The sequence below is a fragment of the uncultured Sphingomonas sp. genome (genome assembly GCF_964237335.1).
Taxonomy (GTDB): Bacteria; Pseudomonadota; Alphaproteobacteria; order Sphingomonadales; family Sphingomonadaceae; genus Sphingomonas.
On the sequence record NZ_CAXSHM010000021.1, the window covers coordinates 26,791 to 50,001 of the forward strand.

Consider the following 23,211-nt stretch of genomic DNA (forward strand, 5'->3'; position numbering starts at 1 on the left):
GCTCGCTGGCCTGAACGACGTGGAAGCGCTACGTCATCGACCATGTCCGTAGCGGTCGCTATCCTCCTGTCCGCGCTGGCGATGACCGTCATCGTGGGCGTCCGTTACCTGCTCGCCTCGGGCGGGTTCGCGCTGGCGACGCGGCTGCGTCACCCGGGCCTCTACGCGGGCCTCGACCGCCAGATGCGGCGCGAGATCGGCTGGAGCCTCGCGTCGGCCGCCATCTACGGCGTGCCGGCGGGCGTGCTCGCGTGGGGATGGCAGCATCGCGGGTGGACGCGCGTCTACACGGACGTCCATGCGCATCCGGTCTGGTACCTGCCGGTGTCGGTGTTCCTCTATCTCGCGCTCCACGACACCTGGTTCTACTGGACGCATCGCTGGATGCACCGGCCCCGCCCGTTCCGGCTCGCCCACGCCGTCCACCACGCCAGCCGGCCGCCGACCGCCTGGGCGGCCATGGCGTTCCATCCGATCGAGGCGCTGACCGGCGCCGTGGCGATCCCGCTCCTGGTGCTGTTCATCCCGATCCATGTCGCCGCGCTCGGGATCGTGCTGATGGTGATGACCGTCATGGGCGTGACCAACCACATGGGCTGGGAGATGTTTCCGGCCATATTCTGGCGCGGTCCGATCGGGCGCTGGCTCATCACCGCAAGCCACCATCAGCGGCATCACGAACAATATGCGTGCAATTTCGGACTTTATTTCCGCTGGTGGGACATGATCTGCGGCACCGACCGTGGCGTCGGGGACTTTGAGCGCAGCCATGCGCGGCAGTCGGGACAGGGCCAGACGGTGCTTGGCGCAGGCAGCCGGGCTGCGGGTCGCCGTGCCGCTGGTCGGCGGGACCGCTCCCGTCGCGCGGCTTGACGTCGCAATCGACCGTCCGCGCCGCGCACGGCTTGTTGCGCGTCTGCCTTACTACGCACCCCGCCAATCTCGCGTCCTGCGTGGTCAGAAATGTTGCACAAGTGCAACAGGTGTTGATTCGATACATTCGCTAGCCTCCGCGGTCGGAGCCTAGCGGCGTCTGCGGCGTTCTGGGCGGCAACAAGTTCATGACCGGAGCCTTGCCCGTGCGCCTTTTCCCCATCCTTGCCGTTCTGACCGGTGCCCTCACGGCGACGCCTTCGCTTGCGCAGGACGCGACCGGCGCCCCACCCTCGCCCGACCAGGCGATCGCGGCCGGTCTCGCCAAGGATACGCTCACGATCGGTGGCGGCGGCGTATACCTGCCGGATTATGAGGGGTCGAAGGACTATCGCTTCACTGCGGCTCCCGCAGCGATCGGATCGTACAAGGGATTCAACTTCCAGTTGATCGGCAACCGGTTCAACCTCGACCTGATCCCCGACAGCAGGCATTCGAACTACGACTTCCAGCTCGGGCCGGTGGTGGTCGTGAACTTCGACCGCGAGACCCTGAGCGACATCGACGATCCCCGTGTGCGCGCGCTCGGCAAGCTCGGCACCGCGTTCGAGGTCGGCGGGTTCGTCGGCTTCGGCAAGACCGGCATCATCACCAGCCCCTATGACAAGCTGTCGGTCAGCGTCAGCTATCGCCACGACCTCAGCAACGTCAGCGACAGCAATGTGATCACGCCGTCGATCAACTATCTGACCCCGCTCAGCCTGAAGGCGGCGGTCGCGTTCTTCGCGTCGGCCGATCACGTCGGCACCGGCTATGCCCGCACTTACTTCGGCGTCACGCCGCAGCAGAGCCTGGCGAGCGGCCTGCCGGTCTATTATCCCAATTCGGGGTGGAAGAGCTTCACAGTCGGCGGCCTGGCGACCTATTCGCTCACGGGCAATTTGCTGCACGGGTTCAAGGCCGTCGCGGGCGGCACCTACACGACGATGATGGGCGATGTCGGCAATAGCCCGCTAATCCGCATCGCCGGATCGGGCAACCAGTGGCTCGGCGCGGTGGGCCTCGCCTATACCTTCTAGGCGCCGCCGGCGGCTGGAGCCCAACGAACAGGGGCCGCACGAGCGATCATGCGGCCCTTCGTCGTTTTCGCCGACCGAGTTGCCGGGCGGGAACCCGCTACACACGCATCGGCATCAGCACGTACAGCGCCGCCGCCTGATCGTTCTCGCGGATCAGCGTCGGGGCGGCGGCGTCGGCCAGGTGCACCTCCACCACATCGCCGTCGATCTGGCCGAGGATGTCGAGCAGATAGCGCGAGTTGAACCCGATCTCGAACGGCGCCGCGCTATAGTCACCGGGCACCTCCTCCGCCGCCGTGCCGTTCTCCGGGCTGGTGACCGACAGCGTGATCCGGTCGCGATCGAGCGCCATCTTCACCGCGCGCGTCTTCTCGGTCGCGATGGTGGAAACGCGGTCCACCCCGTCCTCGAACCCGCGGGGATCGAGCTTCAGGATCTTGTCGTTGCCCGTCGGGATCACGCGGGAATAGTCCGGGAACGTCCCGTCGATCAGCTTGGAGGTGAGCACCGCCTGCCCCAGATCGAACCGGATCTTGGTGCCCGACAGCGACACGCCGACCGATCCGTCGGCCTCGTCGAGCAATTTGCGCAGCTCGGCCACGCATTTGCGCGGCACGATCACGTCCGGCATCTCCTCCGCGCCCGGGGGCAGCGGCAGGGTGACACGCGCCAAGCGGTGCCCGTCGGTGGCCGCCGCCTTCAGCACAGGCGGCGTCTCCTTGGCGACGTGCAGGAAGATGCCGTTCAGATAATAGCGCGTCTCTTCCGTGCTGATCGCGAACCGGGTCTTGTCGATCAGCTGCTTCAGTGTCGCCGCCGGAAGTTCGAACTGCGTCGGCAGCTCGCCCTCGGCGATCACCGGGAAGTCCTCGCGCGGCAGCGTGCCCAGGCTGAAGCGCGCGCGGCCGGCGACGATCGCCATCCGTCCCTCCGCCGCCGACAGCAGGACCTGCGAGCCCTCCGGCAGCTTGCGCGCGATATCGAACAGTGTGTGCGCGGACACGGTCGTCGAGCCGGGCTGGTCGACCGCCGCGCCGATCCGCTCGTTGATCTGTAGGTCGAGGTCGGTCGCCATCAGCTTGAGCGCGCCGTCCGCCGTCGCCTCGATCAGGACGTTCGACAGGATCGGGATCGTGTTGCGGCGCTCCACCACCGACTGGACATGGCTCAACCCCTTCAAGAGCGTCGCGCGTTCGATCGTCGCCTTCATGCCGTCACCATCTCCCGCGCGCGAGTCCGCGCCGTTCTGGGCGGCGACCCTACAAGGGTGCCGACCCGTACGGCAAGCGCCGCCCGCCGTCCCTACCTTGCGGCGCGACGGTAAGCGGGACGTTAACGGGCTTGCCGCCCGCCATCGCCCCGCTACGCTCCCGACGCATGACGCCGACACGCCAGGGCCGGGACTTCATCGCACGTCATGGCGAGACCGTGTTCAACGCCGCGCATCGGTTGCAGGGCGAGGCGCCGCACACGCCGCTGACGCGGGCGGGCTTCGCGCAGGCGGACGAGATGGGGCAGGCTCTCGTGGCCATCCTGGGTCCCAGGCCGGTCCTGACGCTGTGGGCGTCGCCGACCGGACGGGCGCTGCAGACGCTGGCGGTGATCACCGAACACCTCGGCCTCGACTGGCACGGCGCGCACACCGACCCAAGGCTGGTCGAGATCGGCATGGGGAGCTGGGGCGGCCGCTATTATGCCGATGTGATCGCGGAAGAAGGCCCGATGATTCTGACAGGCGGCGTGCTCCGCCCCGCCCCGGACGGCGAGCCGTACCGCGCAGTCGCGGCTCGGGCTGCAGGCTGGCTCGCGGACACCGCCGCCGATCCCGGCGACCGGCTGGTCGTCATGCACGGGATATCGAGCCGAGTCCTGCGCGGCGTGATGGCGGGGGCACGGCCGGACGAGCGGGTGGGTGCGCCCGTCGCCGGGGGATTGCCGCAGGGATCGGTGGTACTCGCCGAGGGCGGGCTCGAGACGATCGCGCATCTGGGAACGGGCTACGCACCCGCATGATGCTGGCGGCGCTGGCTTTGGCGATGAAGATCGGAGTCGCGAGCGTCGGCGCGACGCGCGAATCGCTTGGCGTGTTCGGCGGGTGGGGAGCGTTCCGCGACCGGTCGCCCGACCGCTGCGTCGCTACCGCGGTTCCGGCGCGGACCGGCCGGCACCCGACATGGCGTCCGTTCGCGAGCGTCGCGCTCTGGCCCGGCCGCCACCGGCGCGACGTCGTGTTTGTCCGACTGTCCGCTGCCCGCGCAGCCGGCACGCCGGTGACGCTCAGCGTCGGCGACCGGCGCTTCCGACTGGTGGGCGAGGGCAGCGGCGTCTGGAGCCCTGATCCCGCGACGGACCACGCGCTGGTGGCCGCGCTGCGCAGCGAGCATAGCCTGAGCATCGCCGCAATCAGCGCGCGGGGAGAGCCGTTCGCCGATAGCTATCTGCTCGCCGGCGCCGCGACCGCCATCGATGCCGCGGCGCTTGGCTGCTCCAGATCAGGCGATCCGTCGACAGCCAGGATCAGGACCAAAACGTAGATCAGTATGTATTGCAATTTGTTGCGGAATTATCCGGGCACTGTACAACGACGGAACGTGGCCGCCATCAAGCGGTTGTCGAGACGCTACAAAGGGACGCAACTTCCATGACCGACAGCCAAGACTTGATCGATGTCTTCGACGCGCGCGTACAGCGCCGGTCCGATCGTCGAGCGTTGTTCACGACGATCATGGGCGCTGCGGCGGTCGGGACCGGGCTGGCGTTCGCCAGCGCGGCTCAGGCGCAGACGCTGACGGATGCGGACATCCTGAACTTCGCGCTCAACCTCGAGTATCTCGAGTCGAACTTCTATTACTACGCCGCGTTCGGCACGCCCATCCCGGCGACGTCGATCAACAGCGGCAATGGCGCCACGGTCGGCGTCCCGGCCAATGCGGCTACGTCGAACGGCGTGTTGCTCAACGCGGGTGCTCGCGCGGTGACCTTCTCGGACCCAGGCGTTCAGGCCTATGCCCGCGAGATCGCGGCGGACGAGCTCAACCACGTGACGTTCCTGCGCGCGGCGCTTGGCACGGCGGCGGTGGCACAGCCCGTGCTCGACGTCGGCATCACGCCCACCGGTGCGTTCAGCAGTGCGGCGCGCGCGGCGGGTCTGATCTCATCGGCTGCCGCGGGCGTGGCGCAGACGAGCGTCTTCGATGCGTATGCCAATGACGTGAACTTCCTGTACGGCTCGTTCATCTTCGAGGACGTCGGCGTGACGGCCTATCGGGGTGCCTCGTCGCTGCTGACCAACAAGACGTATCTGGATGCCGCCGCCGGCATTCTGGCCGTCGAAGCCTATCATGCCGCGATTGTCCGGACGTCGCTCGACCAGTTCGCGGTCGCGACGCCCGCGATCCGCGCCGCGACCGAGGCGATCTCGAACGTGCGCGATGCGGTCGACGGAACCTCCGACGACGATCAGGGGATCGCTCAGATCGCGAATGCGGTCGGTACCGTCTCGAACATCGTGCCCACCGATCCCAATGGTCTTGCCTATGGCCGTACCGCAGGACAGGTGCTCAACATCGTCTATTTGAACTCAAGCCTGAAATCGACGGCCTCAGGCGGATTCTTCCCTGCCGGTTTGAACGGCACCATCAAGACCAGCACTGCCAACAGCTGAACTACGGCCACCGGCTTTCAGGGGATATATTATGATCGATCACGAGACACTAAAGGAAGTGATGGAGATCGGCGCGGCCCGTCGTGCGGATCGTCGTCGCTTCATCAAGATGGCCAGCGCGGGCATCGCCGCGGCTGGCGGCCTGTCGATGATGTCCGCATGCGGCAGCGACCCTCAGCCGAACCCGGCATCGCCGACCCCGTCACCCGCGGCCATCAGTCCGGTGCAGTCCGACGTGGACATCCTCAACTTCGCGCTAAGCCTCGAGTATCTGGAGGGTAATTACTACTCCTTCGCGGCGTTCGGCCAGGGACCCAACTCCACGCTGCTCAGCGGCACCGGAACGCAGGGTGCCGTGGTCGGTGGGCGGCAGGTCGCCTTCGCCGACCCAACCGTCGCCAGCTACGCCCGCGAGATCGCACAGGACGAGATCAGCCACATCCTGTTCCTGCGTGGCCAACTTGGCAGCGCGGCGGTGGCTCAGCCGGCGATCAACATCGACGGCAGCGCGACCGGTGCCTTCACTGCGGCGGCGCGTGCCGCCGGCGTCGTCGGCGCGACGGGCACGTTCGATCCCTATGCGTCCGATGACAACTGGCTGCTCGGCGGCTTCCTGCTGACCGATGTCGGCGTCACGGCTTACAAGGGTTCGGCGTCGCTCATCTCCAGCCCGGTGATCCTCGATGCCGCGGCCGGCATTCTGGCGACGGAGGCCTATCATTCGGGTCTCATCCGCACGCTGCTCTATCGGCGTGGCGTGGCGACACCGACCGATCGCACCTACACCAACCAGATCGCGACGTTCCGCGACTCGATTGACGGCAACATCACGGCGGCCGGCCCGCCGCAGATTTACGCGAACGACGATCAGGGCGTGTCGGCGATCACCACCGTGACGGCAAACGGCATCGTCTATCCGGCGTCGAACATCGTCCCCACCGATGCAAACAGCATCGTCTTCGGGCGAACGGCCGGCAATGTCCTCAACATCGTGTACGGGACGAAGGCGTCTGTGACGGTGGGTGGGTTCTTTCCCGCCGGCATTAACGGCAACATCAAGACCAGCACCGCAAACGCCTGATCATCAGGCGAAGGTCGGAACGGCATGGGGCCTCGCGAGCGGTCGCGAGGCCCCTTTGCTGCGACAGTGAAGTGACCTGCCTACTCGCACCACCTGCTCGGCGCGGCGCGATGTTTGAGTCTCGCCCAGTTTGCCCTACATGACGCAGATGTTTGTGATCGCCGCCGCTTTCATGCCCATTCCGGGCCACATTGATCCCGTGCCGGTGACGCGCACGCCCGCGCCTCGTCCGGATGGCCGGATCGACCTGATCGGCCTGTCCAAGGACCAGTTGCGCGACGCGCTCGTTTCCGGCGGGCTGGACCCGAAGCAGGCAAAGCTTCGCGGCAAGCAGATCTGGCATTGGCTCTACAATCGCGGCGCGACCCAGTTCGTGCAGATGACCGACATCGCCAAGGCGCAGCACCCATGGCTCGCCGAACGCTTCGCGATCTCGCGCCCGGAAGTGGTCGAGGCGCAGGTCTCGGCCGACGGCACGCGCAAATGGCTGCTGCGCTCGCCCGACGCGCAGGATTACGAGATGGTGTTCATCCCCGATGCCGATCGGGGCACGCTGTGCGTGTCGAGCCAGGTCGGCTGCACGCTCAACTGCCGGTTCTGCCATACGGGCACGATGCGGCTGGTGCGCAACCTGACGGCGGGCGAGATCGTCGGCCAGGTTATGCTGGCGCGCGACTCGCTCGGCGAATGGCCGTCCCAGCCCGAGGGCCGGATGCTCACCAACATCGTGATGATGGGCATGGGCGAGCCGCTGTACAATTTTGACGCGGTCCGCGACGCGCTGCGGCTCGTGATGGATGGCGACGGCCTTGCGTTGTCGAAGCGGCGGATCACGCTCAGCACATCGGGCGTCGTGCCGATGATGGCGCGCGCAGGCGAGGAGATCGGCGTCAACCTCGCCGTGTCGCTCCATGCGGTGACGAAGGAAGTGCGCGACGAGATCGTGCCGCTGAACCGCAAATACGGGATCGAGGAGCTACTGCAGGCCTGCGCCGACTATCCCGGCGCCAACAATGCGCGGCGGATCACGTTCGAGTACGTCATGCTGCGCGACAAGAACGACTCGGACGCTGATGCGCATGAACTGGTCCGGCTGCTGCGCTATTATCAACTGCCGGCAAAGGTGAACCTGATCCCGTTCAATCCCTGGCCCGGCGCACCCTATGAGTGCTCGACGCCCGAGCGGGTGCGGGCCTTCTCCGACATTGTGTTCGAGGGCGGCATCTCCGCCCCCATCCGCCGCCCCCGCGGCCGCGACATCGACGCGGCCTGCGGCCAGCTCAAGACCGCCGCCGAACGCCAGAGCCGCGCGGAGATGGACCGTCAGGCCGAAGCGAAGATGATGGCATTGGGTTGACAGGACACGGCATGCGCATAGGTTGTGCGCATGAAACACGATCCTGTTCTGGCACGCCAACGAGTCAATCTGCTTCTCGATCGCGAGATCGTATCCGAAGCGCGAGAACTGGGCATCAATCTATCGAAGACCGTCGGTCAAGCGCTCGCCAATGAAGTCACGAAAGAACGGGCGCGCAGGTGGTTGGAGGCAAATCGCGAGGCCATCGACTCGTCGAACGCGTGGTTCGAGGATCGCGGTATGCCCTATGCGGAATTGCGCGTGCGCTGATGGCGCAATTCGACGTCTATCGCGTCGCGGACGGTCTGATCCTCGACTGTCAGGCCGATCTGCTCGCCGACCTGCCCACACGGTTCACGGTGCCACTCGAGCCGATCGCGACCGCACCGCGCGGAGCCGCCCGCCTCAATCCCGTCCTGACGGTAGGAAGCGAGCAATTCATGATGCTGACCGAGTTTGCCGGCGCGGTGCCACGCCGTTCGCTATCCGATGCGATCGGCTCGCTGGAGGGTAACGAATACGATATCAAACGCGCATTGGACATGCTTGTCAGCGGTATCTGATCCGCCTCAGACCGCCGTCCCGCCGACCGTCAGCCCCTCCACCAGCAGCGTCGGCTGACCGACGCCGGCGGGCACGCTCTGCCCGCCCTTGCCGCACATGCCGATGCCCTCGTCGAGCGCGAAGTCGTCGCCGACGCCCGTCACCTTGGTCAGCACACTCGGTCCGTCACCGATCAGCGTCGCGCCCTTGATCGGGGCGCCGATCCTGCCGTCCTCGATCAGATACGCCTCGGTGCAGGAGAAGACGAACTTGCCCGACACGATGTCGACCTGCCCGCCGCCGAAGCTCTTGGCGAAGATGCCGCGCTTCACACGGGAGAGCAGCTCGGCGGGATCGTCCTTGCCGGCCTTCATGAAGGTGTTGGTCATCCGCGGCATCGGCGCGTGTGCATAGCTCTCGCGGCGGCCGTTGCCCGTCTCCGCCACGCCCATCAGCCGGGCGTTGAGCCGGTCCTGCATGTAGCCCTTGAGGATGCCGTCCTCGATCAGCACCGTCTCGCGCGTCGGCGTGCCCTCGTCGTCGATCGACAGCGAGCCGCGTCGGTCGGGCAGCGATCCGTCGTCGACGATGGTGATGCCGCGCGCCGCGACCGGCTCGCCGATGCGGCCCGAAAAGGCGGACGTGCCCTTGCGGTTGAAGTCACCCTCCAGCCCGTGCCCGATCGCCTCGTGCAACAGGATGCCTGGCCAGCCGGGCCCGAGCAGCACCGTCATCTCACCGGCGGGCGCCGCGACCGATTCGAGGTTCACCAGCGCCTGCGCCAGCGCCTCGTCGATCGCGCGGTTCCATGTCGCAGGCTCCATGACGCGGTCGTAGAGATACCGCCCGCCGATCCCATAGGTGCCCGTCTCGCGCCGGCCGCCCTGCTCCGCCACGATCGAGACGTTGAGGCGCACCAGCGGGCGCACGTCGGTCGCGACGAAGCCGTCGGGGCGGACGATCTCCACCACCTGCCACGATCCCATCAGCGATACCGACACCTGCGCGACGCGCGGATCGCGGGCGCGCGCGGCGGCGTCCACGGTCTGGCACAGGTTCACCTTGTCGGCGAACGGCACCAGGTCGAGCGGATCGGCGTCGGTGTAGAGGTGGCGATTGGTCCCCTGCGGCGCCGGCGCGCGGGGCGCGGCGGTGGGGTCGATCAGCGCCATCGTCTCGGCCGCGCGGCGGATCGCGGCGGGCGTCATCTCGCTCGCATGCGCGAAGGCGGTCGTCTCCCCCGCCACCGCGCGCAGGCCGAAGCCGCCCTGCGTGTCGTAGGACGCGGTCTTCAGCCGTCCGTCGTCGAACCCGAACGCCTCCGACTTCTTGTACTGGAGGTACAGTTCGCCATCGTCCGCACGGGAAAGCGCGTCGGCGACGAGCGACCGCGCGGTCTCCGGGTCAAGGTCGTCGCGGTAGAGGAACGAGCGGGGATCGGCGGCTGCTGTCATGACCAGGATATAGGAGCCATCCGCGCCACCATACAACCAGGATCGACCGGCAATCCGCTCCCCTTGCGCCCGCCGCCCGTTCCGACGGTCCCATCATCCCGTTCGACGCGCTGTGGGTGCCGTGTACGGCCTACGCGCATTTCGTCCTGTGCATGATCGACGCCGGCGCTACCGGCTCGCCTCGATCCAGGGCGAGGCCGGCGGGTTCACGTTGTTCATCGTCACCTGGCTGATCACACGGACGGGCGACCACGCCATCTCCGGCGCCTGGCTGTCGGCGGCGGCGGCGATCAGCCTCGCCGCGGTCCTGCTCGCGCACCGGCAGGAGGGGGGACGTGACGCGACGGTGGTCCCGGCATCACCGACACGACCGCAACTGCCGCTATCCAGACGCTGATCGTGCGGACGCTTGCGCTGGCATTCAAGCTTGCTCGCGTTTCCCGAGACTTCCTCAATAATCGGCGCTTGGCCGACGTCTGAAGTCACGATACCATCGATCCAGCTTATGATGCGTCTTGCCAAGCGGCTGATCGAACCGCTCGCGCGCGGTTTGGAATATCGCGAACGTAGTGCAGTCAGCGATGGTCGGCTCATAGCCTCCGGCGAGGAACCTGGCTTCGCCAATGCTCGCTTCGAGGATGTCGAGAAGCTCTTCGACGTATCTGTAGACCTTGTCGGCCAGTGGGCGCGATGGGTCCGGTTCCTTCGCGGCAAATGCATCGGTCAAGTTCCAGAGCCAGGCCTGACAGCGGACGCAAAGGTCGTTGCCAACGCGCTCCAAAGCACGGACCTTGGCGCGCGACAGCGGGTCCGTGCCTATCATCGAGTGATGTGGGTGGAGCTCTTCGAGATATTCGACAATGGCGCCCGATTCAGTGATTGCAACGCCGCCGTCCGTTACGAGCGCTGGCGCGCGTCCGGCCGGATTGATGCGCAGATATTCGGGTGAGCGGTGCTCCCCTCCATGGTAATCCAGCTCATAGCGCGGAACATCGATCCCCTTTTCGGCCATGTAGATGATGACCCGGCGGGGGTTGGTGCCCATCCTGAATTGATAGAGCAGCATGGCCATTGTCCTTAGCCAAGAGGATGACTCCCGCGGCATGCCGCAATAGCTGGTGCTCGCCTGGGATCGGAAGCAGTCGGTCTGTCTGCCCTTCCGTCTGAACACCAGTCGGAGCAGATCGTGACGCTAAACTATCGAGAGACTTGGTCGGGGCGACAGGATTCGAACCTGCGACCCCCACACCCCCAGTGTGATGCGCTACCAGGCTGCGCTACGCCCCGACCGGCGGGGGCGGCGTGGCCGGGTCCCCGAGCCGCCGGCCTTAGGCTCGGGCGGCCGGCGATGCAAGCCGCCGCATGCCGGCCGGCCGCCGGGTTCGGCGCACGCCCGTTGCACCCCGGCGCGTCCGGTGATAGCAGCCGGACGATACGGGCCGGATGCGCGACGGCGCCGCCGGCCCGCGTCGTGTCCGCCCTGCCCCATCTCCTCCCCGATCCCCTCTATCGTCCGAAGGCCCCATCCTTGATCCCCTCAGCTTACGCGCAGACGGCGGGCGCGGCCGCTACCGGCGGCGGCGCGGCCGGCCTGATCCAGTTTTTCGCGCCGTTCGCGCTGGTGCTCGTCGCCTTCTACTTCATCATGTGGCTGCCGCAGCAGAAGCGCCAGAAGGCGTTCCGCGCGATGATCGAGAACGTGAAGAAGGGCGATCAGGTCGTCACCGCCGGCGGCGTCACCGGCCGCGTCACCCGCGTCGAGGACCAGATCGTCGAGGTGGAGATCGCCGCCAACACGCGCGTCCGCGTCGTGAAGTCGACCCTCGCCGAGGTGACCAACCCGAACGCCAAGCCGGCGAACGATTGAGCGGGGGCGACTGACATGCTCGATTTCCCGCGCTGGAAGGTCGTCTCGATCTGGTTCGTCATCGTCGCGCTCGTCGCGCTGGCGATCCCGAGCCTGCTGCCGGAGCGGATGACCGACGGCTGGGGCCGCATCCCGCACCCGCGCATCAACCTGGGCCTCGATCTCGCCGGCGGCAGCTACCTGTTGCTGGAGGCGGACACCAACGACCTTGTGGCGACGCGGCTGGAGCAGATGCGCGACCAGGTGTCGACGGCGCTGCGCACCAACCCGCGGATCGAGATCGGCGACATCTCGACGCAAGGCGGGCGTGTGTCGTTCCTGCTGCGCGACCCGAGCCAAGTCGACGCGGCGCGTGAGCGCATCCTGCCGCTGATCGGCACGGGCGCGGGGCTGACCGGCCAGCGCGAGTACGACCTGCAGGTGGTGGACACCTCGCGCTTCGTGATCGTACCGACCAAGGCCGGGATCGACGCGGCGGTCGACAACGCGATGACCAGCGCGACCGAGGTGGTGCGCCGCCGCATCGACGAGCTCGGCACCCGCGAGCCGACGATCGTCCGCCAGGGCGCGAGCCGGATCGTCGTGCAGGTGCCGGGGCTGAAGGATCCTACTGCGCTCAAGGAGCTGCTGGGCAAGACCGCGAAGCTCGAGTTCAAGCTGGTCGACGACACGGCGGACCCTGCGCTGGTCGCGAAGAACCAGCCGCCGATCGGCGACGTGATCCTGCCGTACGTCGAGCAGAACGGCGCGGCCGCCACCAGCCGCATCGCGTTGAAGCGCGAGACGCTGATTTCCGGTGACCAGCTCGTCAACGCCAGCCAGGGGTTCAAGCCCGACACCAATGCCCCGATCGTCAACTTCACGTTCGACAGTCAGGGCGGACGCAAGTTCGCGGCCTTCACCCAAGCCAATCATGGCAAGCGGTTCGCGGTCATCCTGGACAATCAGGTTATCACGGCACCTGTCGTGAATGACCCGATCCTTGGCGGCCAGGGGTATATCGAGGGCAGCTTCACCGTCGCATCCGCCAACCAGCTCGCGATCGAGCTCAGGTCAGGCAAGCTGCCCGTCGCGCTCAAGGTGGTGGAGGAGCGCACCGTAGGACCAGACCTGGGCAAGGATTCGATCCACGCGGGCATCGTCGCCTCGGTGATCGCGGCAGTCGCGGTGATCGCGTTCATGGCTCTGACCTACGGCCGGTTCGGGCTGTATGCGGACTTCGCCGTCGTCATCAACATCTTCGTCATCCTGGGCGTGCTCGCGCTGCTCAACGGCACGCTGACGCTGCCGGGCATCGCGGGGTTCGTGCTGACGATCGGGACGGCCGTGGACGCCAACGTGCTGATCAACGAGCGCATCCGCGAGGAGCGACGGCGCGGGCGCAACGTCGTCCAGGCGGTCGACCTCGGCTACAAGGAGGCGAGCCGCACGATCTTCGAGGCGAACACGACCCATGCCATTTCGGGCATCATCATGTTCCTGCTGGGCTCGGGCCCGGTGAAGGGCTTTGCGGTCGTGCTGCTGATCGGCATCTGCACCAGCGTGTTCACCGCCGTGCTGTTCACGCGGATGCTGACGGCGCAATGGCTCCGCCGCACGCGGCCGACGAGCATCACGATATGACTGTCGTCGTCACCCCAGCGAACGCTGGGGTCGCCCCGCAACGACGCGACCCCAGCTTGCGCTGGGGTGACGGGAGTTTCCGATGCGCCTCCTGAAGATCGTCCCCGACAACACCAACATCCGTTTCGTCCGGCTGCGCCAATGGGCGTTCGCCGTCACGATGCTGCTGTCGATCGCCGCCGTCGCGCTCGTCGCGTTCAAGGGGCTGAACCTCGGCGTGGACTTCCGCGGCGGGCTGATGATCGAGGAGCGGTTCGCCGGCGCCCCGCCGGTCGAGCGCGCGCGCAGCCTCGTCGACAATCTCGGGGTCGGCCAGGCCTCGCTTCAGCAATATGCCGACGGCAACACCGTGGCGATCCGCCTGCCCCCGCCGGCGAGCCAGGATGCGGGCGCCACCAACGCGGTCGTCAACAAGGTGCAGGGCGCCCTGGCCAAGGCGTTCCCGGGCGCGACGCTGGCGCGTCAGGATTCGGTTAGCAGCAAGGTGTCTGGCGAATTGTTGTGGACAGGCGGCCTCGCCGTGTTCCTGGCGGTGTTCGGCATTGCGCTATGGGGCGTGTTCCGTTTCGAGTGGCAATTCGGCGTCTCGACCTTCGTCGCTATCACGCACGATCTGCTGATGACGCTCGGCTTCTTCGCGTTAACCGGGATGGAGGTGGACCTCAACATCGTCGCCGCGGTGCTGACGGTCATCGGCTATTCGATCAACGACAAGATCGTGATCGACGACCGCATCCGCGAGAACATGCGCCGCTATCGCAAGATGGACATGCGCGAGATCATCGACCTGAGCGTAAACGAGACGCTGCCGCGCACGGTGATGACGTCGCTGACCGTGCTGATCGCGCTCGTCGCGCTGCTGCTGTTCGGCGGGCACGTGCTGCGCGGCTTCACGGCGGCGATGATCCTGGGCGTGGTCGTCGGCACCTATTCGTCGATCTATGTCTCGTCGTCGCTGCTCATCACGCTCGGCCTGCGCGCGGAGCCCAAGGCGGTGCGCGCCACGCCGGCGACGGGCGCCGAGCGGGTCCGGCCCCGCTCGTGACGATTGGGGCCTGATGCCCGACCTCCACATGCACCGCGAGGAGCGCGCAGGAGGCCCGCTGATCCACGGCTTCTCCGCCGCCGGGTTCCGGGTGGGCGAGGAGGTGCACGCAGCGGTGCTGCTGACCGCCGAATGGTCGCAGGGCTGGTCCCCGCCGCCGCTCGCCGAGCTCGACATGGCCGCGATCGAGCCGCTGCTGGCGCGGCTGCCGGAGTTCGTGATCCTGGGCACCGGCCCGACGCTCGCCCGCCCGCCGCGCGCGCTGGTCGCGGCGCTGGAGGCGCGCGGCACCGGGATCGAGCCGATGGATAGCCGCGCCGCCGCGCGCGCCTGGGGCGTGCTGCGCGCCGAGGGGCGGCTGGTGGCTGCGGCGATCTATCCGCTCTAACCTAGTCCGTTCGTCCTGAGCTTGTCGAAGGACATGCCCCAAGCGCAGCGTTTGCCCAGGTGCTTCGACAGGCTCAGCACGAACGGTGTTGGAGCGCTTTGGCTGCGAGGGCAGAGAGATGCGCCCGCAGCGCCACCGCATTCGCGTCCCACGTGAACCGCGCCGCCGCCTCCCGCACCACCGCCGGATCGGGCGCGTCGCCTAGCAGTTCCGCGATCGCCGCTGCGAACGCCGCCGGGGTCCGCTCCACCACCCGCCCCGCGGCCGGCCCCGCAACTGGCGACGTCACCAGTTCGCGCGCACCGCCCGCGTCGGTGATGACGACCGGCGTCCCGCAGGCGAGCGCCTCGACCCAGGCGTTGGCCAACCCTTCCGACGAAGACGCTAGCGCCATCACGTCGGCGGCGGCGAGCAGCGCCGGCAACTCGGCATGCGGCACCGGGCCGATCAGCCGCACCCGATCGGCGACGCCAAGCCGCTCGGCCAGCGCAGCGAGGCGGCCGCGCTCCGGCCCCTCGCCCGCCACCAGCAGCGTCGTGCCGGGCAGCCGCGCCACTGCCTCGATCACCACGTCATGCCCCTTACGCGGGATCAACGCGCCCAGCGACACCACCAGTGGACCGGCCACTCCCAGCCTGGCTTTGAGCGCCGGCCGGTCGCCGGGCGCGAACCGGTCGAGGTCGACGCCGGTGTAGTGCACCCGGATCGCGTCCGCCGGCAGGCCGAGCGCGACCATGTCCGCCTTCATCGCCGCCGACACCGCGAGCAGGCCGGACGCCGCGCGTCCCGCGTCGAGCACCTCACGGGCGGTCGGTCTAGCCCGACCCCAGTGGTGGATGTCCGCGCCGCGCGCCTTGATCGACACCGGCACGCCATAGCGCCGCCCCAGCGCCACCGCCGCCGGCCCGTCGGGGAAGAAGAACGATGCGTCGATCACGTCGAACGCGAAGTCGCGCCGAATCGCGTCCACATGCCGCACCAGCGCGCGGGCGAGCAGGCGGGCGTGGAAACGGCCCTGCGTGACGGGCAGCGCCGGGAAGCACGGGCGGGTGACGTCCAGCCCCTTCCACGTCTCGCGCGACGGCAAGGCGGCCAGCGATCGGTGGCGTGCCATCCGGGCCAGCGGCCAGGGCGGCAGCCCGACCGGCGCCACCACCCGGACCTCTGTGTCCGCCAGCGCCGCGAGCCCCCGCGTCTGCCGCTCGACGAACACGCCGAAATTGGGCCGGCTCGCATCGGGGAACAGGGTGGAGAGGGTCAGGACGCGGAGCATGGGGCGGGGTTAGCGGATGGTGGTTAGCGATTTGCATCTGGTCCAAGGCGCATCGCCCCCACCCCCCGTTCATGCTGAGCTTGTCGAAGCAATGTCCTTCTTGCGACGGTTGGAAGAAGGGCAGCCCTTCGACAAGCTCAGGGTAGACGGAGAAGGAGAAGGGGGGCTTCCTCCCCCCTCACATCCGCGCAGTCCCCGTATACGCGAACAGCATGTCCGCATCCGACGACGCATGTACCTGTTCGGGCCCCGTCACCGTCACGCACTCGCCCGCCTTGAACGCCACGCCGGCGACGACGCCCTCGCCGGTGATCGGCACCAGCCAGCCCGTCTTGCCCTCGGGCAGTGCGATCTCGTGCTCCCCGCCCGGCCAGCGCTCCAGCACGAACCGCGGCCCCTCGACCAGGATCCGGCGGTCCGGCGTCACCTGCCCCGGGCTCGTGATCGGCACGTATGGCGTCAGGTGCGCGACCGCGACGCCGTCGTCGAGGTGCAGCTCGCGGTCGCTGCCGTAATCGTAGAGGCGATAAGTGGTGTCGGAGTTCTGCTGTACCTCGATGCAGGTGATGCCGCCGCCGATCGCGTGGATCGTGCCGCTCGGGCAATAGAGGAAATCGCCCGCCTTCACCGGCCGCCAGTCGAGCTTGTCCTCCAGCGTCACGTTCTCCGCGGCCTCGCGCAGCTCATCCTTGGTCATCTCGCGCTTGGGGCCGACCGCGATGGTCGCGCCGGGCTCGGCGGTCAGGATCGTCCAGCACTCGTCCTTGCCCCTCGGGAGCCCGCGCTTGTGCGCCTCCTCGTCCGACGGATGATCCTGGACCGACAGCTTCTCGCTGGTGAACAGGTATTTGATCAGCATTTCGGCCGCCTCGGGCTCGGCCGGCTGGAACCACACCTCGCCCACTTTCTCGCCCGCTTCGGGCGCGTCGGGGAAGCCGGGATACAGGTGGTGGCGTCCCCAGGGCTTTTCGACGCGCTTGGTGGCGAGCAGCGTGGCAGGCATGGCGAAACTCCTCAAGACAGACCACTGTGGGATTGTTCCCACGTCATACGCTGTGGGATTGTTCCCACGGGGTACATTGCGTTAGGGCAAACCCCTATGCGCATTACCCTGTTCCGTACCGCGGCCCTGCTCGCCGTCGCCGCCGCCCTCCCACTCGCCGGCTGCGGGCGGGCCAAGAAGAATGCGGACCTGCCCTATGTCGCGCGCGACGTCGGCACGCTGTATTCGGCGGCGCGCGTCCGGCTCGACCGCCACCAGTATAAGGAAGCGGCGCAGCTGTTCGACGAGGTCGAGCGCCAGCATCCCTATTCGATCTGGGCCCGACGCGCGCAGCTGATGAGCGCGTTCAGTTACTATGAGGGCGCGGACTACACCAATTCGATCCAGTCGGCGCAGCGGTTCCTGGCGGTGCATCCCGGCAATCGCGACGCGTCCTATGCCTATTATCTCGTCGCGCTCGGCTATTACGAGCAGATCAATGACGTCACGCGCGACCAGAAGATCACGCAGCAGGCGCTCGATTCGCTTGGCGAACTGACCCGCCGCTATCCCAACACCAAATACGCCGCCGACGCGCGACTGAAGATCGACCTGGTCCGCGACCATCTCGCGGGCAAGGAGATGGAGATCGGGCGCTTCTACGAAGGGCGTGGCCAGTGGCTCGCGGCGACCATGCGCTTCCGCCACGTCGTCGACGACTATCAGACGACCACCCACACGCCCGAGGCGCTGATGCGGCTGACCGAGACGTATCTCGCGCTCGGCACCCCCGTCGAGGCGCAACAGGCCACGGCGGTGCTGGGCGTCAACTATCCGGGGTCGGACTGGTACGCGCACGCCTACAAACTGATGAAGGAACACCCCGGCACGCCGGTCGCACCGCTCCCGGCGGGCACGCTGATCGTCCCCAACAAGGCGGCAGTGCAGCCCAAGGGGCCGCCCGGCACCCCGGCCGCGGGCGACACGGGCGGCGGCGCGGCTTCCGCGCCGGGCTCGCCCACCCCTGCGACGACGGACGGCGGCGCGGGCGCGTCCGGCGGCGCCGGCAGCACGGGCGCGGGTGCCGGCGCGCCGGGCACCGCCGGCGGCTCGGCAGCCCAGCCGACCACCTGAGCGGACGGCGACCAGCCTTCCCCCTCCCCGGCGAGGGCCGGAGCCCGGTCCTGATCGTCGCTCCGATCAACCCCTGTTTGTTCCGGCCGACTCGCGCTACATGCGCAGCGATGCTGACCGCGCTCTCCATCCGCGACGTCGTCCTGATCGAGGCGCTGGACCTTCAGTTCGGCGCGGGCCTGGGCGTGCTCACCGGCGAGACGGGGGCGGGCAAGTCGATCCTGCTCGACGCGCTGGGCCTCGCCCTTGGCGGGCGCGGCGAGAGCGGGCTGGTGCGCCACGGCGCCGCGCAGGCGGTGGTGACGGCGAGCTTCGACGCGCCCCCCGCCGCCGCCGCGCTGCTCGCCGAGAACGGCCTGGATGCCGATGCGGGCGAGCCGCTGATCGTGCGCCGGATCGTCAAGGCGGACGGCGGCAGCCGCGGCTTCGTCAACGACCAGCCGGCATCGGCGGCGCTGCTGCGCGAGCTGGGCGCGCGGCTGGTGGAGATCCACGGCCAGCACGACGACCGGGGCCTGCTGAACGCGCGCGGCCATCGCGCGCTGCTCGATGCGTTCGGCCGCGTCGACACCGCTCCCGTCGCGACGGCGTGGCGGCACTGGCGCGAGGCGGCGGCGGCGCTGGGCGCGGCGCGCGCGGAGATCGAGGCCGCGGCACGTGATCGCGACTGGCTGGAACATGCCGCCGCCGAGCTGACCAGGCTCGCCCCCGAGCCGGGCGAGGAGGAGGCGCTCGCCGATCGCCGCCGCGGCATGCAGCGCGCGGAAAAGGCGGCGGACGATCTGAAAGCGGCGGAGGGCTTTCTGGAGGGCTCGAACGGCGGGCTCGCGCAGTTGCGCCAGGCGGCGCGGGTGCTCGGCCGGCTGGCCGACGATCATCCGCTGCTGGCCGAAGCGATGGCGGCGGTGGACCGCGCGATCATCGAGGGCGCGGTGGCGGAGGACAAGCTGCTGGAGGCCCGCCGCGCGCTCCACTTCGACCCGCGCGCGCAGGAGGACGACGAGGCGCGATTGTTCGAGCTGCGCGGCATGGCGCGCAAGCACCGGGTGCAGCCCGACGATCTCGCCGCGCTCGCCGACGATCTGCGCGGGCGGCTGGAACGGCTGGAGGCGGGCGAGGGCGGCGTCGCGACGCTGGACGCCGCGGTGGCGAACGCGCGGGCGGCCTACGACAAGGCGGCCGCGCGCGTATCGCAGGCGCGCGTCGAGGCCGCCAAACGCCTCGACGCGGCGGTGGCGGGCGAGCTCGCGCCGTTGAAGCTGGACGCCGCGCGCTTCCGCACCGTCGTCGCTGGCCTGGGCGAGGACGGCTGGTCGGGCGCGGGCCGCGACCGGGTGGAGTTCGAGATCGCGACCAACCCCGGCGCGCCGTTCGCGCCGCTCGTCAAGATCGCCAGCGGCGGCGAGCTGTCGCGCTTCATCCTGGCGCTGAAGGTCGCGCTGGCCGAGGAGGGCGCGGCGGGGACGATGGTGTTCGACGAGATCGACCGCGGCGTCGGCGGCGCGGTGGCCAGCGCGATCGGCGAGCGGCTGGCGCGGCTCGCGACGCGCACCCAGCTCCTGGTGGTGACGCACAGCCCGCAGGTCGCGGCGCGCGGCGCGGAGCATCTGCTGATCGCCAAGAGCCACGACGGCACCGTCACGCGCACCGGCGTGCGCCAATTGGGCGACGACGAACGCCGCGAGGAGATCGCCCGCATGCTGTCCGGCGCCACGATCACGCCGGAGGCGCGCGCGCAGGCGGAGCGGCTGCTGGAGACGGCGTAGCCCTCCCTCCAGCGCGGCTTGGCCCTCCCTCCACCCCGGTTTAGGTATCTCCCACCGCGGCTTGGCTCTCCAACCCCGGCGCAGGCCAGGCCCAGTCGCGAGACGACCGGTGATCGAGAGCCCGCGCTCCGTGACCGACTGCGTCGCAATTGGGTCCCTGCCTTCGCCGGGGTGGAGGCCGGAGTGACGGGTGCGGGTGACGATCCACCTTGCCCGCGCCGCTCCCCCCGTCCAGAGACCGGCCGTGGACCTTCGCCGTCTGACCCCCGCGCACCGGGCGCTGCTGCTCCTGCTCGTCGCGCTGGCGATGGCGGTGCGTGCGGCGGTGCCGGCGGGGTGGATGCCGATGACGGGAGCCGACGGCGCGACCCGGCTGGTGCTCTGCCCCGGTAGCGGGCCAGTCGCCGGGGGCGGGGCGATGCCCGGTATGGCGATGGTTGCCACCTCGCTTGACGGGCACCACGACCCCGCCGCGCCCGCCGCCGATCACGATTGCCCGTTCGGCGTCACCGCGCTGGCGGTCGACCTCGCCGTGCCGCTCGTCGCGCCGCTTGGCGTCGGCATCGTGGCGACGACCGTCGCCGCTCCCTCGCCCGCCCTGCTGCCCGGCCGCGGCCGCGGCCTCGCCGCGCCGCCGCCGCCCTCGACCGGACCGCCCGCCCTCGCCTGACCGCCTGCCGTCGCGCCCCTGCGCGCGACGGCATCTGCCGATCCAGACGAAAGGGGCCACCATGCCCAGCCGACCCCGCGCGACCACGCGCGCCTGCCTGCCCACGCTCGCGCTTGCCCTCGCCATCCCCGCCGCCGCCCGCGCCGAGGACCGGCCGAAACCCGATCCGACCAACCCCGACGTCGTCGTGACCGGCGCCAAGCCGCGCCCCCCGGCGCCCGTGCCGACCGCCTCGACCGCCAGCATCGACGCGGACCGGATCGCCGCGACGGTCAACGCGATCAGCGTCGAGCAGACGCTGAAATACCTGCCCAGCCTCATCATCCGCCAGCGCCACATCGGCGACACGCAGGCGCCGCTCGCCACCCGCACCTCCGGGCTCGGCGCCAGCGCGCGCAGCCTGATCTATGCCGACGGCGCGCTGCTGTCGGCGCTGATCGGCAACAACAACACGATAGCCAGCCCGCGCTGGGGCCTCGTCTCGACGGAGGAGATCGCGCGCGTCGACGTGCTCTACGGGCCGTTCTCGGCGCAATACCCCGGCAATTCGATCGGCGCGGTGGTCAACATCACGACACGGCTGCCCGACCGGCTGGAGGCGACCGCGACCGCGGCGATGAACGTGCAGCAGTCGGACCTGTACGGCCAGCGCGAGACGCTGCCGACGCACCAGCTGGGCGCGACGATCGGCGACCGGTTCGGGCCGCTGTCGGTGTTCGTCAGCGTCGACCATGTCGACAGCCACGCCCAACCGCTGTTGCTCGTCACCGCGCCGCAGCCCGCCGGCGCGTCAGCGGCCGGTACGCCGGTGACTGGCGCGGTTGCCGACGTGAACCGCCTCGGCGCCCCGATCCGCGTGCTGGGCGCGAACGCGATCGAGCATCAGGTGCAGGACCGGGTGAAGCTGAAGGCCGCGCTCGACATCGCGCCCGGCGTCCGCCTGACCTATGTCGGCGCGCTGTTCGGCAACGACACGACCGCGTCCGCCGAATCGTACCTGACCAACGCCGCGACCGGCGCGACCGCCTATGCGGGATCGTTCAACATCGATGGCCGGCTCTACCCCGTCGCCGCCAGCGCGTTCTCGGGCGGGGTGTACCGCTATACCGAGCGGCACTGGAGCCATGCGCTGTCCGCCACAGGCACCGGCGACCGGTTCGACTGGCAGGCGATTGGCACGCTTTATCGCTTCGGCCACGACGTGCAGCGCATCCCGACCACCGCGCTGCCCGATGCGCTCGCAGGCGGCGCGGGGACGATCACGCGGCTCGACGGCACCGGCTGGGCGACGCTGGACCTGAAAGGCGCGTGGCGGTCCGATGCGGACGCGACCAACACGCTGTCCGCCGGCCTCCACGCCGACCGGTTCACGCTGGCGAGCAACCGCTACGCGACCACCGACTGGCTGACGGGCACCCAGGGCCAGCTCAACCTGCGCTCGGCGGGGCGGACGCGCACGATCGCGGGCTGGGCCGAGGATGCGGTGCGGATCGCAGCGCCGCTGACGCTGACCGCCGGGGTGCGCGTCGAGAGCTGGACGGCGGACCGCGGGCAGAACTTCTCGCTCACGCCCGCCATCTTCGCGAACCAGCCCGTCGAGCAGGTGACGCGCGCCAGCCCCAAGGCGTCGCTCGCCTGGGCGCCCGTGGCCGGCTGGACGGTGCGCGGCTCGTTCGGCGACGCCTGGCGCTTCCCGACCGTGGGCGAACTCTACCAGATCGTGACGACGCCGGTCGCCGCCGTGCCCAACCCGAACCTGCGCCCCGAGCACGCGCTGTCGGAGGAACTGGCGGTCGAACGGCGCGACGCGCACGGCACGGCGCGCGTTTCGCTGTTCAACGAGATCGTGACGGGCGCGCTCGTCTCGCAGACCGGGACGATCGTCGTGAACGGCGCAGCAGCGCTGGGCACGTTCGTCCAGAACGTCGACCGCACCCGCGCGCGCGGCGTGGAGGCGGCGGTGGACCGGCGCGACGTGCTGCCGCGCATCGATCTGACCGCGAGCGTCACCTACGCCGACGCGATCACCCGCGCGGACGCCGCCTTCCCGGCCGCGGTCGGCCACGCGATCCCGGGCGTGCCGCACTGGAAGGCGACGCTGGTGGGCACGTGGCGGCCGACCGACGCCGTGTCGCTGACCGCGGCGGGCCGCTACGCCAGCCGGATATACGGCACGCTCGACGGCAGCGACATCGTCGGCAACACGTACGGCGGCTTCTACCAATATCTGGTGGTCGACCTGCGCGCCGAGTTCCGGGTCGGCGAGCATTACCGGCTGGGGCTGGGCGTCGATAACGTCGGCGATGACCGCTACTACCTGTTCCACCCCTTCCCGCAGCGCAGCTTCCAGGCCGACCTGCGCTGGTCGCTGTAGCGCAGGCATGGAAAACCCGCCGTTCCGGGCGGAACGGC

23 protein-coding genes and 1 tRNA gene are annotated in these 23,211 nt (G+C 69.1%); 18 read left to right on the forward strand and 6 right to left on the reverse strand.

Features of this window, described 5'->3' with window-relative positions:
- The first annotated feature begins 42 nt into the window (after nucleotides 1–42).
- Entirely contained in the window at nucleotides 43–873 is an 831-nt protein-coding gene (locus tag ACFE65_RS11560) for a sterol desaturase family protein (protein WP_375382510.1), read from the forward strand.
- 206 nt (nucleotides 874–1,079) lie between these two features.
- Complete coding sequence (locus tag ACFE65_RS11565; RefSeq protein WP_375382511.1) at nucleotides 1,080–1,952, forward strand: MipA/OmpV family protein; 873 nt, start codon at nucleotides 1,080–1,082, stop codon at nucleotides 1,950–1,952.
- Between the two features lie 97 nt (nucleotides 1,953–2,049).
- Here the strand turns inward: ACFE65_RS11565 and dnaN are convergent, their stop codons facing one another.
- On the reverse strand, nucleotides 2,050–3,162 hold the full coding sequence (gene dnaN / locus ACFE65_RS11570) for a DNA polymerase III subunit beta (protein ID WP_375382512.1): 1,113 nt from the start codon (nucleotides 3,160–3,162) through the stop codon (nucleotides 2,050–2,052).
- A gap of 167 nt (nucleotides 3,163–3,329) precedes the next feature.
- On the opposite strand from dnaN, the gene ACFE65_RS11575 reads away from it, so the two are divergent.
- The 7 genes from ACFE65_RS11575 to ACFE65_RS11605 all read left to right on the forward strand — a co-directional run bounded on the left by ACFE65_RS11575 (nucleotide 3,330) and on the right by ACFE65_RS11605 (nucleotide 8,617).
- A complete protein-coding gene (locus tag ACFE65_RS11575) occupies nucleotides 3,330–3,965 on the forward strand; it encodes a histidine phosphatase family protein (RefSeq protein WP_375382513.1) in 636 nt (211 codons plus the stop codon).
- A 23-nt stretch (nucleotides 3,966–3,988) separates the two neighbouring features.
- Nucleotides 3,989–4,486 (forward strand): hypothetical protein, encoded by a 498-nt coding sequence (locus tag ACFE65_RS11580; protein WP_375382514.1) that lies wholly within the window; start codon nucleotides 3,989–3,991, stop codon nucleotides 4,484–4,486.
- Nucleotides 4,487–4,593: 107 nt separating this feature from the next.
- Nucleotides 4,594–5,616, forward strand: coding sequence for a ferritin-like domain-containing protein (locus ACFE65_RS11585; RefSeq protein WP_375382515.1), 1,023 nt, complete (start codon nucleotides 4,594–4,596; stop codon nucleotides 5,614–5,616).
- A 31-nt stretch (nucleotides 5,617–5,647) separates the two neighbouring features.
- Entirely contained in the window at nucleotides 5,648–6,697 is a 1,050-nt protein-coding gene (locus ACFE65_RS11590) for a ferritin-like domain-containing protein (protein ID WP_375382516.1), read from the forward strand.
- Between the two features lie 139 nt (nucleotides 6,698–6,836).
- A complete protein-coding gene (rlmN, locus tag ACFE65_RS11595; protein WP_375382517.1) occupies nucleotides 6,837–8,054 on the forward strand; it encodes a 23S rRNA (adenine(2503)-C(2))-methyltransferase RlmN in 1,218 nt (405 codons plus the stop codon).
- Nucleotides 8,055–8,084: 30 nt separating this feature from the next.
- Nucleotides 8,085–8,324: a type II toxin-antitoxin system CcdA family antitoxin gene (locus ACFE65_RS11600; RefSeq protein WP_375382518.1), complete on the forward strand. Its 240-nt coding sequence runs from the start codon at nucleotides 8,085–8,087 to the stop codon at nucleotides 8,322–8,324.
- Nucleotides 8,324–8,617 (forward strand): CcdB family protein, encoded by a 294-nt coding sequence (locus ACFE65_RS11605; protein ID WP_375382519.1) that lies wholly within the window; start codon nucleotides 8,324–8,326, stop codon nucleotides 8,615–8,617. The genes ACFE65_RS11600 and ACFE65_RS11605 overlap by 1 nt, the downstream gene beginning before the upstream one ends.
- 6 nt (nucleotides 8,618–8,623) lie before the next feature.
- Here ACFE65_RS11605 and tldD read toward each other — a convergent pair whose 3' ends face one another.
- A complete protein-coding gene (gene tldD, locus ACFE65_RS11610; RefSeq protein WP_375382520.1) occupies nucleotides 8,624–10,051 on the reverse strand; it encodes a metalloprotease TldD in 1,428 nt (475 codons plus the stop codon).
- Nucleotides 10,052–10,199: 148 nt separating this feature from the next.
- On the opposite strand from tldD, the gene ACFE65_RS11615 reads away from it, so the two are divergent.
- Nucleotides 10,200–10,448 carry a hypothetical protein gene (locus tag ACFE65_RS11615; protein ID WP_375382521.1) on the forward strand — a complete coding sequence of 83 codons (249 nt, stop codon included), beginning with the start codon at nucleotides 10,200–10,202 and terminating at the stop codon, nucleotides 10,446–10,448.
- A 54-nt stretch (nucleotides 10,449–10,502) separates the two neighbouring features.
- On the opposite strand, the gene ACFE65_RS11620 is transcribed toward ACFE65_RS11615, so the two are convergent.
- A complete protein-coding gene (locus tag ACFE65_RS11620; protein WP_375382522.1) occupies nucleotides 10,503–11,117 on the reverse strand; it encodes a glutathione S-transferase family protein in 615 nt (204 codons plus the stop codon).
- Nucleotides 11,118–11,261: 144 nt separating this feature from the next.
- Nucleotides 11,262–11,338, reverse strand: a tRNA-Pro gene (locus ACFE65_RS11625).
- Nucleotides 11,339–11,579: 241 nt separating this feature from the next.
- On the opposite strand from ACFE65_RS11625, the gene yajC reads away from it, so the two are divergent.
- The 4 genes from yajC (at nucleotide 11,580) to ACFE65_RS11645 (ending at nucleotide 14,974) form a co-directional block, all read left to right on the forward strand.
- On the forward strand, nucleotides 11,580–11,918 hold the full coding sequence (yajC, locus tag ACFE65_RS11630; protein ID WP_375382523.1) for a preprotein translocase subunit YajC: 339 nt from the start codon (nucleotides 11,580–11,582) through the stop codon (nucleotides 11,916–11,918).
- Between the two features lie 15 nt (nucleotides 11,919–11,933).
- Nucleotides 11,934–13,541, forward strand: a complete 1,608-nt coding sequence (gene secD / locus ACFE65_RS11635; RefSeq protein ID WP_375382524.1) for a protein translocase subunit SecD — start codon at nucleotides 11,934–11,936, stop codon at nucleotides 13,539–13,541.
- An 82-nt stretch (nucleotides 13,542–13,623) separates the two neighbouring features.
- On the forward strand, nucleotides 13,624–14,586 hold the full coding sequence (gene secF / locus ACFE65_RS11640; RefSeq protein ID WP_375382525.1) for a protein translocase subunit SecF: 963 nt from the start codon (nucleotides 13,624–13,626) through the stop codon (nucleotides 14,584–14,586).
- 13 nt (nucleotides 14,587–14,599) lie between these two features.
- Nucleotides 14,600–14,974, forward strand: a complete 375-nt coding sequence (locus ACFE65_RS11645; protein WP_375382526.1) for an Mth938-like domain-containing protein — start codon at nucleotides 14,600–14,602, stop codon at nucleotides 14,972–14,974.
- A gap of 73 nt (nucleotides 14,975–15,047) precedes the next feature.
- Here ACFE65_RS11645 and ACFE65_RS11650 read toward each other — a convergent pair whose 3' ends face one another.
- Both ACFE65_RS11650 and ACFE65_RS11655 read right to left on the reverse strand, forming a co-directional pair.
- Nucleotides 15,048–16,247 carry a glycosyltransferase gene (locus ACFE65_RS11650; RefSeq protein ID WP_375382527.1) on the reverse strand — a complete coding sequence of 400 codons (1,200 nt, stop codon included), beginning with the start codon at nucleotides 16,245–16,247 and terminating at the stop codon, nucleotides 15,048–15,050.
- 178 nt (nucleotides 16,248–16,425) lie between these two features.
- On the reverse strand, nucleotides 16,426–17,250 hold the full coding sequence (locus ACFE65_RS11655) for a phosphoheptose isomerase (protein WP_375382528.1): 825 nt from the start codon (nucleotides 17,248–17,250) through the stop codon (nucleotides 16,426–16,428).
- A 96-nt stretch (nucleotides 17,251–17,346) separates the two neighbouring features.
- On the opposite strand from ACFE65_RS11655, the gene ACFE65_RS11660 reads away from it, so the two are divergent.
- The 4 genes from ACFE65_RS11660 (at nucleotide 17,347) to ACFE65_RS11675 (ending at nucleotide 23,173) form a co-directional block, all read left to right on the forward strand.
- Nucleotides 17,347–18,363, forward strand: a complete 1,017-nt coding sequence (locus ACFE65_RS11660) for an outer membrane protein assembly factor BamD (RefSeq protein WP_375382529.1) — start codon at nucleotides 17,347–17,349, stop codon at nucleotides 18,361–18,363.
- A 110-nt stretch (nucleotides 18,364–18,473) separates the two neighbouring features.
- Nucleotides 18,474–20,129, forward strand: a complete 1,656-nt coding sequence (gene recN, locus ACFE65_RS11665) for a DNA repair protein RecN (protein WP_375382530.1) — start codon at nucleotides 18,474–18,476, stop codon at nucleotides 20,127–20,129.
- A 244-nt stretch (nucleotides 20,130–20,373) separates the two neighbouring features.
- On the forward strand, nucleotides 20,374–20,799 hold the full coding sequence (locus ACFE65_RS11670) for a hypothetical protein (protein WP_375382531.1): 426 nt from the start codon (nucleotides 20,374–20,376) through the stop codon (nucleotides 20,797–20,799).
- Between the two features lie 61 nt (nucleotides 20,800–20,860).
- Nucleotides 20,861–23,173, forward strand: a complete 2,313-nt coding sequence (locus ACFE65_RS11675; protein WP_375382532.1) for a TonB-dependent receptor — start codon at nucleotides 20,861–20,863, stop codon at nucleotides 23,171–23,173.
- Nucleotides 23,174–23,211 lie beyond the last annotated feature (38 nt).

Excerpts from the sequence above, each read along its gene's own strand:
- tldD (WP_375382520.1), bottom strand. The coding sequence starts at position 10,051 with ATGACAGCAGCCGCCGATCCCCGCTCGTTCCTCTACCGCGACGACCTT.
- dnaN (WP_375382512.1), bottom strand. The coding sequence starts at position 3,162 with ATGAAGGCGACGATCGAACGCGCGACGCTCTTGAAGGGGTTGAGCCAT.
- recN (WP_375382530.1), top strand. The coding sequence starts at position 18,474 with ATGCTGACCGCGCTCTCCATCCGCGACGTCGTCCTGATCGAGGCGCTG.
- ACFE65_RS11590 (WP_375382516.1), top strand. The coding sequence starts at position 5,648 with ATGATCGATCACGAGACACTAAAGGAAGTGATGGAGATCGGCGCGGCC.
- ACFE65_RS11620 (WP_375382522.1), bottom strand. The coding sequence starts at position 11,117 with ATGCTGCTCTATCAATTCAGGATGGGCACCAACCCCCGCCGGGTCATC.
- ACFE65_RS11650 (WP_375382527.1), bottom strand. The coding sequence starts at position 16,247 with ATGCTCCGCGTCCTGACCCTCTCCACCCTGTTCCCCGATGCGAGCCGG.
- ACFE65_RS11575 (WP_375382513.1), top strand. The coding sequence starts at position 3,330 with ATGACGCCGACACGCCAGGGCCGGGACTTCATCGCACGTCATGGCGAG.
- ACFE65_RS11560 (WP_375382510.1), top strand. The coding sequence starts at position 43 with ATGTCCGTAGCGGTCGCTATCCTCCTGTCCGCGCTGGCGATGACCGTC.
- ACFE65_RS11675 (WP_375382532.1), top strand. The coding sequence starts at position 20,861 with ATGCCCAGCCGACCCCGCGCGACCACGCGCGCCTGCCTGCCCACGCTC.
- secF (WP_375382525.1), top strand. The coding sequence starts at position 13,624 with ATGCGCCTCCTGAAGATCGTCCCCGACAACACCAACATCCGTTTCGTC.
- ACFE65_RS11580 (WP_375382514.1), top strand. The coding sequence starts at position 3,989 with ATGAAGATCGGAGTCGCGAGCGTCGGCGCGACGCGCGAATCGCTTGGC.
- ACFE65_RS11585 (WP_375382515.1), top strand. The coding sequence starts at position 4,594 with ATGACCGACAGCCAAGACTTGATCGATGTCTTCGACGCGCGCGTACAG.
- rlmN (WP_375382517.1), top strand. The coding sequence starts at position 6,837 with ATGACGCAGATGTTTGTGATCGCCGCCGCTTTCATGCCCATTCCGGGC.
- secD (WP_375382524.1), top strand. The coding sequence starts at position 11,934 with ATGCTCGATTTCCCGCGCTGGAAGGTCGTCTCGATCTGGTTCGTCATC.
- ACFE65_RS11655 (WP_375382528.1), bottom strand. The coding sequence starts at position 17,250 with ATGCCTGCCACGCTGCTCGCCACCAAGCGCGTCGAAAAGCCCTGGGGA.
- ACFE65_RS11645 (WP_375382526.1), top strand. The coding sequence starts at position 14,600 with ATGCCCGACCTCCACATGCACCGCGAGGAGCGCGCAGGAGGCCCGCTG.
- ACFE65_RS11660 (WP_375382529.1), top strand. The coding sequence starts at position 17,347 with ATGCGCATTACCCTGTTCCGTACCGCGGCCCTGCTCGCCGTCGCCGCC.
- ACFE65_RS11605 (WP_375382519.1), top strand. The coding sequence starts at position 8,324 with ATGGCGCAATTCGACGTCTATCGCGTCGCGGACGGTCTGATCCTCGAC.
- ACFE65_RS11600 (WP_375382518.1), top strand. The coding sequence starts at position 8,085 with ATGAAACACGATCCTGTTCTGGCACGCCAACGAGTCAATCTGCTTCTC.